The following is an 11,545-nucleotide window of genomic DNA, read 5'->3' on the forward strand; positions in this document are numbered from 1 at the left end:
ATATATGATACTATTATCATATCACAGAAAAACTAATTTCTATGATTTTTGTGAAATATCATAGAAAGGATAAAAAAGGAGAACTAAATCATGAATATAGAAACAGAAAGATTGCTTATTACAGAATTAAATCCAGACATGGCAAAAAGTGTACATCTGAATTCTCTTGACGAAGACAACAGACGCTTCGTCCCGGATGAAGTATTCGAAACCGTTGAAGAAGCAGCCCAGACTATTGCTTTCCTGATGGATTGCTACACTTCCGGAGAAGGTCCACTTGTCTACCCGATTCTTCTGAAGGACGCCACCAATATCGGATATATCCAGGCGGTGCCGCTTACTGACGATTCCTGGGAGATCGGTTACCATATCGGCGCTGCCTACACCAGGCAGGGTTATGCTACCGAAGCTGTGACCGCCTTCCTTCCTGTCATTATGAAGCAGCTTAACATCACGGCAATCAAAGGCATCTGTCTTGCAGATAATCTTGCTTCCAGGAAAGTACTGGAACGCTGCGGATTTCAGAAACAATACGAAGGTATGGGACTGTACCAGGACGCAGAACGCAGAATCTGCCGCTACTTATACTGTAAATAACATTCAGCTACTGCATTACAGAGGCAGATCCATTGCCTTTCGAATCATTTTTTCAAAGGACTCTTCAAATCTCCGGTCATCCTCCACTGTCCTTTTTGAGGGGCCTTTCAGATGATTCTTCTTGCTGCTTCGACGCGCTTTTTTCGCAAGATGGCGTTCCATCAGCATTTGATCAATATTATCATTGGTATACCAGCGACCGCTCTGATGTATTGCAAAGCATCCCTTGCCCAGTGCCATCGCCGCCACCCCATAATCCTGCGTCACACAGATATCACCTCTGGCAAGGAGCGCGACCAGCCGAAAGTCAACTGCATCTGCCCCGGCACCAACCGTGATCACCTCGCTGTAATCAGAGGTCATGATATGGTTTGTGTCGCACAGCAGTACACATGATATATCATATTTTTTCGCCATTCTCTCTACGATACGTACCACAGGACACGCATCGGCATCTACATAGATCTTCATCTTCCTCTTTATTCTTCCTCAAATCCATGCATCAGGAACTCATTCCATGCCTGGTTCGTGCTTTCCATTTCTTTTTTCTGCATGATCATATTTCTGTCGCTCAATATCGCAAGCATTTCATCCACAATCTCTTCCATAGGAAGCTTTTTATAATGTGACAGGTAACCGATCATGCGCTTCGCGGTAAAATCAGTATTCAGATTCCGGGTGATCAGATCACAGAATTCCTCCGGATATCCTCGCCGGACCATAATATCATATAATTCAAGACTTTTCTTTGATTTTGGTTTCATACTCTTCTCTCTTCTCATATCAGATATTCTATGCATATAGTATGCCACTTGTTATCTCTTTTTCCAACGCTTATTTCATAATTGTAGCATCTTTTGCAGCAACTTTTCTCTGACTTTCGAAAAAAACGCCCTCCTACCGGTCTGGTAAGAGAGCGCGCATTCACTCTTGACTCATTATCGTATTTCTAATGTTTTCCAGCGGCTTTGGTGTTCACTGCATATTTCATTCCATTGACAGTCGCCACAGATCTGTTCCCGCATTCCGGAATCTATGATTTTCTTCTGAATGATTCCTGCAAATTCAAGGAAATCCAGTTTCATTCCCTCAGAGAGACCACATTGTTCCAGCACTTCCTTATCATATAAAGTAACCTTATCTGATGTACTACAAAGATTGTTGTCATTATTCGGACAGGCGGAACAGATTTCATCCATATGTACTACAAGCCTTACCGGAATATTGCTCTGGAACACATGCAGCATATGTTCCATATGTGCTGAAAATCCTTCACTGTATCCTTTCCCTATGAAATATGCAAGACACATTCCATGATGTGGACGAATCGGGACTTCCGACACATCATTGTTTCTATTATTATTGGAAAGGCACATAGTTCCGAAGCCTCCGGGAAAGAACATATGCCAGTGCAATCTTTACCAGATCCGGGATGATAAACGGAATCACACACCATCCAAGAACGGTTCCAAGTCCCACTGCACCTGTATCTCTGGCATATATGATCATGAACCATATGGTTCCCAGTGCATAACACACGATCAGCCCGACAATCATAGAAAGAATCTGAACTACCGGTTTTTTGCCCCATAATGTTTCCATTCCCCACATGACCAGTGCAGAAAACAGAAATCCTATGATATATCCTCCGGTTGAACTTAACAGAACTCCGATTCCACCACTGAATCCGGCGAAAACCGGCACTCCGATTGCTCCGAGAATAATATAGATCAATACCGCAAATGTTCCTCTTTTTCCACCCAGTATACCAACAGCCATAAACACGCCAAATGTCTGTAAGGTAAACGGTACCGCCATTGGAATGGATATCCATGAACATATCGCCATAAGCACCGCAAAGATTGCAATATATACCATGTCATAAGTTTTATTTCTGGTTGCTTCAACAGAACTCATAATTACTTCCTCCTGATTATGTAATAATTTTAGCACGACAATAATTTAACATTCCTTTGTTCTATTGTCAACCTTTTACTTTTTTAAGTTTACATTTTGCTGCTATTAAATGTGACAGACAGGTAGTACATATAGTCATTTTCCGTACCTGCCATCTCATTCTCAATATCCTCAACAGGAGTTCCTTGTAATTCATCATTATCATAAATCAGCACAACAAGTCCTTGATTCGTGTTTTTAGAAATATTAATATTTCTTTCTATCTCCGAAGCAGATCTTCCATAATATTCTCTTTCATTTACACCTTCCAATATCTGAAATTCTGTAGCATATTTTGCTTCTCCGTCTGCAACAACTACCTTTACTTTAAACTGATCAAATTCAGGAACAATCGCTATCATTCCCTCCTGCTGTGCTTCGCTTTCTATAGAAGTGCTAAGGATTTCTTCCTTACTGACAATCCTTCCGCTCTCGTACACACAAAGGGACATTGTCATACTTTTGTAAGCCCCATCCGTCGTATAACGATACATATACGCACCATCTACTCCGGACAGTACTTCTGCTGTTTTCATCTCCGTGCTGTCTTTCGCTATCGGAGCAATATAATTGTTTCTAAAGCATCCATTCATATATAAAACACAAAACAATGCACCGCTTCCAAATACGACGACACAGAGGAGTATCACAATAATCCTCTGTAGCTTTTTTCTCCTGGCGTTTCCATCTGCACTGATCTGGATCAGGTTTTCTTCCGACTGCCTTATCATATTTTCCCGCGTCAGATCTTCCCCTGCAATGAACTCATTTAACGAAATTCCGAGAATATCACATAGTTCTATATACACCGAAACATCCGGCAGACATATTCCTCGCTCCCATTTCGAAACCGACTTATCGCTCATTCCCAGTTTTTCTGCTAATTGTGCCTGCGTTAATCCAAGAGACTTTCTTTTTGATGCGATATATTTTCCAATCTTAATAAGATCCATAACACCGCCTCCTCTCTCACAGATACAGCATACGCATTTTTTCCGCCACACAACACCCCTTCAAAGTAGAATTTTCTATTCCGGTGCTTTTTCTGACAATTCAACAGCCATCCGTTCTATGACTTCACGCATTTCCAGATTCTGTATATATTTTTCCGGTATCCCGTCATATCCGAGATATGCGCCAAGAATATTTCCGGTAATTGCTCCCGTCGAATCACTGTCTCCCTTATGATTCACCGAGGCACATATTGCCGCGTCAAAGTCCTGCTCATGTTTTAAAGCACAGTAAACCGCGATCGCCAATGCCTCTTCTCCAACCCATCCTTCTCCCAGCTCATGAATGGCATCCAGATCAGACATCTCTGTTTTAGACAGATGAACCGCCTTTCGCATCAGCGTTTCGAACACCTGATTAAAGCCTTCAAAGTCCGGATACAGACACGGAACGACATCAATCATATCTTCCACTGCCTCCATCAGGGACATATCCGGATTGTGACAGATTCTCTGAATGATGTGAACCAGCCCGGCAGCAGGCAAAAATCCCAGCGGATGCCCATGGGTAATCGCTGCCGCTCCTGCTCCCATACGGTCTATATCTTCTATCGAAAGTCTCTCTGTCGTATAGAATAAGCCAATCGGTGCAACTCTCATGACACCGCCGCATCCTTTACTGTTGTTCACCGGTTCATATATTCCTCCCATCTCTTTTCCTCTAAGCGCATTCAGACAGGTAATTCCCGGCGCACGCCTCGCATGCATTTTCGGAATCTCATACAGCCAGGTCTTTGACTTTATATTGCCTCTTTCCTGCGTCATCAGCCATTCTCTACATGCCTGATACTGTCCGCATATAAACGATGTATAATCTTCCGGATGATCAGCAAGCAGAATTCCCGCTGCAGTAAAAAGTGTCATCTGCGTATCGTCAGATATCTTTGCTTCTCCTTCTATCAGACTATATTCTCTGATGCCGGTCTCCCCATAAACATTAGATATCTGCTTTTCTCCCCAGAATTCAACCGCATATCCCAGCGCATCTCCTGCTGCCCCACCGATCAGACATCCCAGAATCTTTTGCTCTGCTTTCATACTCTTTTCTCCTCCTGTTATTCTTCCATCCATTCAATGTAATCTGCTTCACATGCAAATAACTGATAACTTCCATCTACATATCCCATATAACCGTTTTCTGTATTATATCCTTTCATTTACGACCTCTCCTTTGCCTGATTCTGAGTGATTTCCCTTTATCTAAGCAATAGGATAAGCCATCAGGTGTCTTATAAAAACGACACCTGTTTTACTCTCTTTCCACCTTTTGACTTACTGTCTTACCTAAAATGACAGTTCACGGGTCTTACTGTCTTGACATAAACAGCGATACAATCCCAACGATAAGCAGGACCGGAAATGCGATGTAAATCAGTCCGCCAACTACCATTACGATCAGAATTACCGGCAGCAGTACGATCGTTAATAAAAATCTGGATATTCCCCAGGCCGCCTTAATACCAAAGAAAAACAACTTTACAAATACCCATATCATACAAATTGCAAATAATAATGTTAACATATCTTTTCTCCTTCCCACCGGACATTCTCGTCCGGATCAGCTGCATTCTTTTTCTTACATCCATACATCCACCGTCTTCCTGTTTTTGCTTGTCGGATTGCCATACTTCCAGTATAATAACATGTATATCATAAATACACGCTTAATAAACAGAATTAACACCGTGTATTTCTCTGTTTTTTGAGAAATAAAGAGGAAATGATTATGGGAAAACAGTCAACAAGAAAAAATAAAAATATCTATCAGCTATGCCGGGAAGAGCAGGGACTTACCCGGGAAAAGGCCAGTGAAAAGATGACCGGCGTCTCTGCTTCCAGAATTGAAAAAATCGAATATGATCTGCAGGATCCCACCCCTTATGATGTGATCCAGATGGCAGACTGTTATAAGCGTCCGGATCTGTGTAATTATTACTGCTCTCACCGGTGTGCCATCGGAGCACGCTATGTACCGGAAATTGAAGTTGCAGAATTATCCAATATCATCCTTGAAACCATTGCCAGTCTCAACGACATCAGTCCTCTTACCAACCGTCTGATCCAGATTACCCGGGATGGAAAGATTACCGATGATGAGATCCGTGACTTTGCATTTATCAGCAGGAAGCTGGATGAAGTATCTCTGGCAATTGATTCTCTGAACCTGTGGATTGATAAAACAGCCAGTGAAAATAACATCAACATCGATCTTCTGAATGCCGAAAAAGAGAAACTCTCCGCCGGTACCGGATTTAATAATTCTTCAACATAGTGAAGACAAATCCGCCGCCAAACTTTTTATTATATAATCCAGGCGTTTGCGAAACTCCAAATGACTCATAAATACAGCATTTTTGTTACCAAAATATGCTTTAAAGCAGATAGATTCCTTCAACCTACTCTTCCTATCCGCCCATTTTACACCTTTAGTTTGATTCGAAGCAGATAGATTCCTTCCAAATCACAATCCTATCCGCTTATTTCTCTTCTATAACTTGATTTACAGCGTATAGTTCCTTTCTTTCTTTGTATTCTATCTGCTAAAACCACTTCTATATTCCATTTATCCTTGATTTATGGCAGATATCTTTTTACAATTCACTCTTTCTATCTGCTCAACCCACTTTTTACTTGGTTTACAGCCGATTACTTCTTCCTTTTTTTGCATCCTATCCGCCAAAATAATTCTAAGTTTCTCCAATTCAGCGAAATATATTTTCATCTTAATCTATATGATTCTCATCATCCAGCAACCCATAGATCTGATACAGGGAAAGCATATTCTGATACTGCAGTTTATTTCCCATGAGCTGGCGGTATGTTGCTGTCTTTTCTTTTCCTTCTTTTTTTAACCGACCCATTTTCTGATTCACATCTTCATAATTCTTCTGCACTGCTTCCAGCATGGTTTCAAATGCCAGTAATCGCTTTTCCGATTCTTTTTTCCGATCCATCATTACACCTTTCTGCACCTTTCCTTCTCTCTTCTTTAACTGCTCTCATTCATCAACTCAGGTTCATCTGCCGATGAATCCATTCCATGATCACATCTACTACATACGCCTGTTCGCTTTCTGTCATTTCCCGTCCCTGCGGAATGTGATGCCATTTTTCCAGGCATCCGCGGCAGCAGGTGCCGGTTGCATGCTGTGCGATAAAAACCGGATGTCCCCGCATGGGTGTCTGCTTTCCGTCATTGTGTGGTCTGGCCGGCGCCAGGCGTTTTTCAACAAAATCCTTTGCATGACTTCGGACCGTATCCATTCCCTTTTCAGATACATAATACCGGTCATTGGCTTTCAGCGAAAAGCTGCTGCGAAATCTTGACTGTGACAGTCGCTTCCACAGACTTCCTTCATATGCCGCCGGACTCTCCGATAACACAGACGGCTGCAGACTTCCTTTATAGACGATCATCTTCTCCTTTTTCCGTATCATCGACTGTCCTGCTTCCATTGATTCCCGACTGTCCTCCTTCAGACGGTCCGCCAGCTTTGTATTGCGGTCTGTGGTTGTTTCATTTTTTATGGCATAGTATACGGCTTTCCGTTCACCGATCAGCACAAGAATCTTTTTTGCCCTGGTGACACCCGTATAAAGCAGATTTCTCTGGAGCATCACATAGTGGCTCATGGTAAATGGCATCACGACGATCGGGTATTCGCTCCCCTGAGACTTGTGGATCGTAACCGCATATGCAAGTACCAGCTCGTCCAGCTCTGTTACATCATAGAGTACCTCTCTTCCATCGAAGCTCACGACCAGTTCCCGTTCTTCTGTATCTACTTTCGTAACCGTTCCGATGTCACCATTGAATACTTCTTTCTCATAATCATTCCGAATCTGCATCACCTTATCATGCAGCCGATACTGGGTGCCTCCTCTGCGAAGGCACAGACTGGTCGGATTCATGGCTTCCTGCAGCACCTGGTTGAGATTCGCCGCCCCACAGATTCCCCGCTGCATCGGAGTCAGTACCTGAATATCCCGGAACGGATCTACATGATAGTACCGCGGAAGATTCTTCGTACAGTACTGAACAAGCGTCTCTACGACTTCCTCATTCGTATCTTTACTCGCGAAGAAAAAGTCAGATTCTTTTCCGCCGCGCATATCAATGGCTTCTCCTTTATTGATACGATGCGCATTCATAATGATACGGCTCCCCTGCGCCTGCCGGAAGATCCTTGTCAGGCGCACCACCGGAATTCGCCCGGAATCTATCATATCCTTCAATACATTGCCTGCGCCGACACTGGGAAGCTGATCCGTATCTCCCACCAGGATCAGAGTCATATGCTCCGGAAGCGCTTTCAACAGATTGTACATCAGCATGATATCCACCATAGAACATTCATCCAGAATCAGGACATCCCCTTCCAGCGGATGCTCTTCATTCTTTTGATAGCCTTCCGGTGGCTTGTATTCCAACAGACGGTGAATGGTCTTCGCTTCCATGCCCGTTGCTTCCGACATGCGTTTTGCAGCTCTTCCTGTCGGCGCTGCCAGCAGGATCTTACTGCCTGCCAGTTGATAGGCTGATATGATTCCTAATGTAGTTGTCGTTTTTCCGGTTCCGGGTCCCCCGGTCAGAATCATGACTTTTGAGGAAATGGCCGTCCGCACTGCTTCCAGCTGTATCTCATCGTAGACAATGTCAGAACTTTGCATCACCTTCTGTATGATGGCCTCCGGATTCATGTTGATCTGTCTTTTTGCAGACATAAGCCCGATCAGACGCTTTGCACATCCGGTCTCCGAAAAATAAAAAGGCGGCAGATAGATTGCTTCTTCTTCTTTTATCACGTCTTCCGACCGCAGCATCTCATCCAGCGTGATCTCCAGTTCCGGCGTCTCTACTTCTAACAGCTCCGCCGCTGTATCAATCAACTGTTCACGATCCGCATAGCAATGCCCACTTTCAGACAGCCTGTTCAATGTATACAAAATTCCACTTCTCAGACGTATGAACTTTCCTTTCTCCAGTCCCATCTTAGCGGCAATCGCATCTGCGGTTTTGAATCCGATCCCCCAGATATCATCTGCCAGCCGGTATGGATTCTCCTTGACGATCTGAATACTTTCACTTCCATAAGTCTTAAAGATTCTGGTTGCATGCGTCGTACTGACTTCATGGCTCTGAAGAAACAGCATGATGTTCTTGATCTCTTTCTGTTCCTGCCAGCTGTTCTTGATCCGCTCCACGCGGACCTTCCCGATCCCTTCCACCTTGATCAGTTCGTCCGGATTCTCTTCAATTACATCCAGTGTATCCTTTCCGAATTTCTCTACGATCCGCTTTGCAAATTTCGGTCCCACACCCTTGATCAGTCCGGAACCAAGATATTTTTCAATACCATATACAGTAGCAGGCAGCGTCTCCTCAAACTTTTCAACAGCAAACTGCCTCCCGTATCTGGCATCCATTTTCCACATACCTTCCAGTAAAAGAACAGAACCCACATGGGTATCCGGCATAATCCCGACAACCGTCACAAGATCATTATAATTTTTCACTGCACACTTCAGTACCGTGTAACCATTTTCTGTATTCTGATATGTAATTCTTTCCACAACACAGCGCAGACGCTCCATGTGATATTCCTCCGTTCCGACATCTTCTCCTTCCACAATTTTATACTGATTTGCGCTGTCATTCAATGCATACCTGATAAAATGTGCCGGATTCTCTGCGCTCTCCGTCCTTTCCTATAAAACAGACACAATCTACTATAATCCCGTCCTATCAGGATCTAATCATCCGGTCTATAATATGATCAGATTCCATATATACAACCTGATCCGGCATTCTGACCGGTTTTCCTATGTAATATACGTTGTAAAGAAATATTAGAAAAGAGGGACTTATACTATGAAAACAGTAATCATCCACGGACAAAGTCATGAAGGCAGCACCTGCATGGTGGCAAGAGAGATCGCGGCAAAAGCAGGCGGAGACATCCGGGAATTTTTTCTGCCGCGGGATTTTAATCAGCCATGTCTCGGCTGCTTTACCTGCTTTCAGACGGATCTATCCAGATGTCCGCATTATCAGGCACTCAAGCCTTTGATCGACGCACTTCTTGAGGCAGATCTACTGATACTGGAAAGCCCGGTCTATGTCTATCATGCCACCGGTTCCATGATGAATCTCCTGGACCACTTCGGAACCTGGTGGGTCGTTCACCGTCCCCTTCCGGAAATGAGCAAAAAACAGGCCGTCGTCATCAGTACTGCTGCCGGAGGCGGCATGAAAAGTACCGTCAAGGACATGGCTGACAGCCTTGAGATGTGGGGAGTCCATAAGATCTATGAGCTCGGCATCGGAGTACAGGCAACCAAACCGGAAGAGATCCCGGAAAAGATCCTTCAGAAAATCCATAAAAAGACTGACCGGATCGCACATCAGATTCAGATCCATGAAGGAGAACGCGGATATAACAGAAGAGCGAAAAAATGGTTTACCCTGATGCGTTTTGCACACATGCATTTTCCGCCGGCGGAGCCGGATTACGAATACTGGGATAAGAAGGGCTGGCATGGAAAAAAACGGCCCTGGAAATCCCCACTGCAAAAAAATTACTTTTTTCTTCTGCCATAAAAAACACCTCCTGCATCCCAAAGATGCAGGAGGGCATATATTCTACAAGCCATACTATGCAGTTTTTCTTCCGATTCCTCTTACTTCTCCCTGCTTATATCCGTCCAGGAACTCGCCCATCCGTTTCACAGCGTCTGCAAGCACTTCTGCCTCCGGCAGCATTACGATTCGGAAATGATCTGGATCCTGCCAGTCAAATCCGCTTCCCGGAACCAGAAGTATATTGGTTGCGTGAAGGAGATCTCTGGCAAACACTCTGTCCTCTGTGATGTGGAATTTCTTCACATCCAGTTTCGGGAAAATGTAAAAAGCGCTGTTATTTTTTACAAATGAAATTCCATTAATCTTTTCCAGCTCTCTTACCGTTGCCTCTCTCTGTTCATAGATCCTTCCTCCCGGCCGAACCATGGATGCCGGTGTTTCCATATCGTCCAGAGCCGCCGGAATGACGATCTGTGCAAGCGTATTCGCACACAGCCTCAGGGATGTAAGCTGAATGATCCCCTGTCTGTAATCTTCTGTCAGATGCCTCGGTCCGCTGATGACCATCCATCCGCAGCGATAGCCACATAAGCAATGAGACTTGGATAGACCGTTCATTGTCACCACCGGAAGATCTTCCGCAAGGGACGCAAGCGATACATGCTCCAGTCCATCCATTACCAGTCTGTCATAGATCTCATCTGCAAACAGAAGAATACCGGCTTCTCTTGCCACCTGTACGATCTCTTCCAGTACTTCCTTCGGATACAGAACTCCTGTCGGATTATTCGGGTTGATGATTACCATTGCCTTCGTCTTTGGTGTGATCTTGGAGCGGATATCCTGAATATCCGGATACCAGCCGGATTTTTCATCACAGACATAGAATACCGGCTTTCCTCCTGCAAGATATACGGAATTCCCCCAGATGGAATAACTCGGTGTCGGCACAAGGACCTCATCTCCATCATTCAACAGAGGCATAAGAGCAAAAGACACGACTTCACTGACACCATTTCCGATGAATACATCATCCGGTGTAATGCCTTTGATTCCTTTCGATTTCTCATATTCGCAGATCGCTTCTCTCGCTTTCGGCATTCCTTTAAAATCACAGTATCCAACGCCATCGGCCGTATGGCTTTCCAACGCACGCTCAATGCTTTCCGGCTGTTTAAATCCAAAAGTCGCCGGATTTCCCGTATTCAGCCTCAAAACATCAATTCCCCTTGCCTGCATGTCCATCGCTTCTACAAATAACGGTCCTCTGATGTCAGAGTGAATCATTTCCATTCTTTTTGCTCTTAAAATCTCCTTCATATCTTTCCCCCACCTTGTCAGAAAATAATTTCTTTATCTGTCTTTATCATACGGCTGGCGGGTAATATAATCAAATACC

At 44.1% G+C, this 11,545-nt stretch carries 13 protein-coding genes; 3 read left to right on the forward strand and 10 right to left on the reverse strand.

The genetic code is table 11. From position 1 onward, the window contains the following. Nucleotides 1-90 precede the first annotated feature (90 nt). Entirely contained in the window at nucleotides 91-597 is a 507-nt protein-coding gene (locus JQM82_RS12055) for a GNAT family N-acetyltransferase (protein WP_235250583.1), read from the forward strand. A 15-nt stretch (nucleotides 598-612) separates the two neighbouring features. Here JQM82_RS12055 and JQM82_RS12060 read toward each other — a convergent pair whose 3' ends face one another. The 7 genes from JQM82_RS12060 to JQM82_RS12090 all read right to left on the reverse strand — a co-directional run bounded on the left by JQM82_RS12060 (nucleotide 613) and on the right by JQM82_RS12090 (nucleotide 5,085). Next, nucleotides 613-1,068, reverse strand: a complete 456-nt coding sequence (locus JQM82_RS12060) for a YaiI/YqxD family protein (RefSeq protein ID WP_235250584.1) — start codon at nucleotides 1,066-1,068, stop codon at nucleotides 613-615. Nucleotides 1,069-1,076: 8 nt separating this feature from the next. Beyond that, nucleotides 1,077-1,361, reverse strand: a complete 285-nt coding sequence (locus JQM82_RS12065) for a hypothetical protein (RefSeq protein WP_235250585.1) — start codon at nucleotides 1,359-1,361, stop codon at nucleotides 1,077-1,079. Between the two features lie 174 nt (nucleotides 1,362-1,535). Then, a complete protein-coding gene (locus JQM82_RS12070) occupies nucleotides 1,536-1,973 on the reverse strand; it encodes a DUF1284 domain-containing protein (RefSeq protein ID WP_235250587.1) in 438 nt (145 codons plus the stop codon). Next, a complete protein-coding gene (locus tag JQM82_RS12075; RefSeq protein ID WP_235250588.1) occupies nucleotides 1,957-2,514 on the reverse strand; it encodes a biotin transporter BioY in 558 nt (185 codons plus the stop codon). The genes JQM82_RS12070 and JQM82_RS12075 overlap by 17 nt, the downstream gene beginning before the upstream one ends. A gap of 89 nt (nucleotides 2,515-2,603) precedes the next feature. After that, nucleotides 2,604-3,506: a helix-turn-helix domain-containing protein gene (locus tag JQM82_RS12080; RefSeq protein WP_235250589.1), complete on the reverse strand. Its 903-nt coding sequence runs from the start codon at nucleotides 3,504-3,506 to the stop codon at nucleotides 2,604-2,606. Between the two features lie 75 nt (nucleotides 3,507-3,581). Then, entirely contained in the window at nucleotides 3,582-4,601 is a 1,020-nt protein-coding gene (locus tag JQM82_RS12085; RefSeq protein WP_235250590.1) for an ADP-ribosylglycohydrolase family protein, read from the reverse strand. A 268-nt stretch (nucleotides 4,602-4,869) separates the two neighbouring features. Then, a complete protein-coding gene (locus tag JQM82_RS12090; protein WP_235250591.1) occupies nucleotides 4,870-5,085 on the reverse strand; it encodes a hypothetical protein in 216 nt (71 codons plus the stop codon). Nucleotides 5,086-5,289: 204 nt separating this feature from the next. Here JQM82_RS12090 and JQM82_RS12095 point away from each other — a divergent pair, with 204 nt between their 5' ends. Beyond that, nucleotides 5,290-5,835, forward strand: a complete 546-nt coding sequence (locus tag JQM82_RS12095; RefSeq protein ID WP_235250592.1) for a helix-turn-helix domain-containing protein — start codon at nucleotides 5,290-5,292, stop codon at nucleotides 5,833-5,835. A gap of 451 nt (nucleotides 5,836-6,286) precedes the next feature. Here the strand turns inward: JQM82_RS12095 and JQM82_RS12100 are convergent, their stop codons facing one another. Both JQM82_RS12100 and JQM82_RS12105 read right to left on the reverse strand, forming a co-directional pair. Further along, entirely contained in the window at nucleotides 6,287-6,535 is a 249-nt protein-coding gene (locus tag JQM82_RS12100) for a hypothetical protein (RefSeq protein WP_235250593.1), read from the reverse strand. A 34-nt stretch (nucleotides 6,536-6,569) separates the two neighbouring features. Then, a complete protein-coding gene (locus JQM82_RS12105) occupies nucleotides 6,570-9,224 on the reverse strand; it encodes an ATP-dependent RecD-like DNA helicase (protein WP_235250594.1) in 2,655 nt (884 codons plus the stop codon). Between the two features lie 211 nt (nucleotides 9,225-9,435). Between JQM82_RS12105 and JQM82_RS12110 the strand changes: the two genes are divergently transcribed. Then, on the forward strand, nucleotides 9,436-10,164 hold the full coding sequence (locus JQM82_RS12110; RefSeq protein ID WP_235250595.1) for a flavodoxin family protein: 729 nt from the start codon (nucleotides 9,436-9,438) through the stop codon (nucleotides 10,162-10,164). Between the two features lie 54 nt (nucleotides 10,165-10,218). On the opposite strand, the gene JQM82_RS12115 is transcribed toward JQM82_RS12110, so the two are convergent. Then, nucleotides 10,219-11,466: an aminotransferase class I/II-fold pyridoxal phosphate-dependent enzyme gene (locus tag JQM82_RS12115; RefSeq protein WP_235250596.1), complete on the reverse strand. Its 1,248-nt coding sequence runs from the start codon at nucleotides 11,464-11,466 to the stop codon at nucleotides 10,219-10,221. Nucleotides 11,467-11,545 lie beyond the last annotated feature (79 nt).

The sequence above is a fragment of the Faecalicatena contorta genome (assembly GCF_021531995.1).
Classification (GTDB): Bacteria; Bacillota; Clostridia; order Lachnospirales; family Lachnospiraceae; genus Dorea_A; species Dorea_A contorta_A.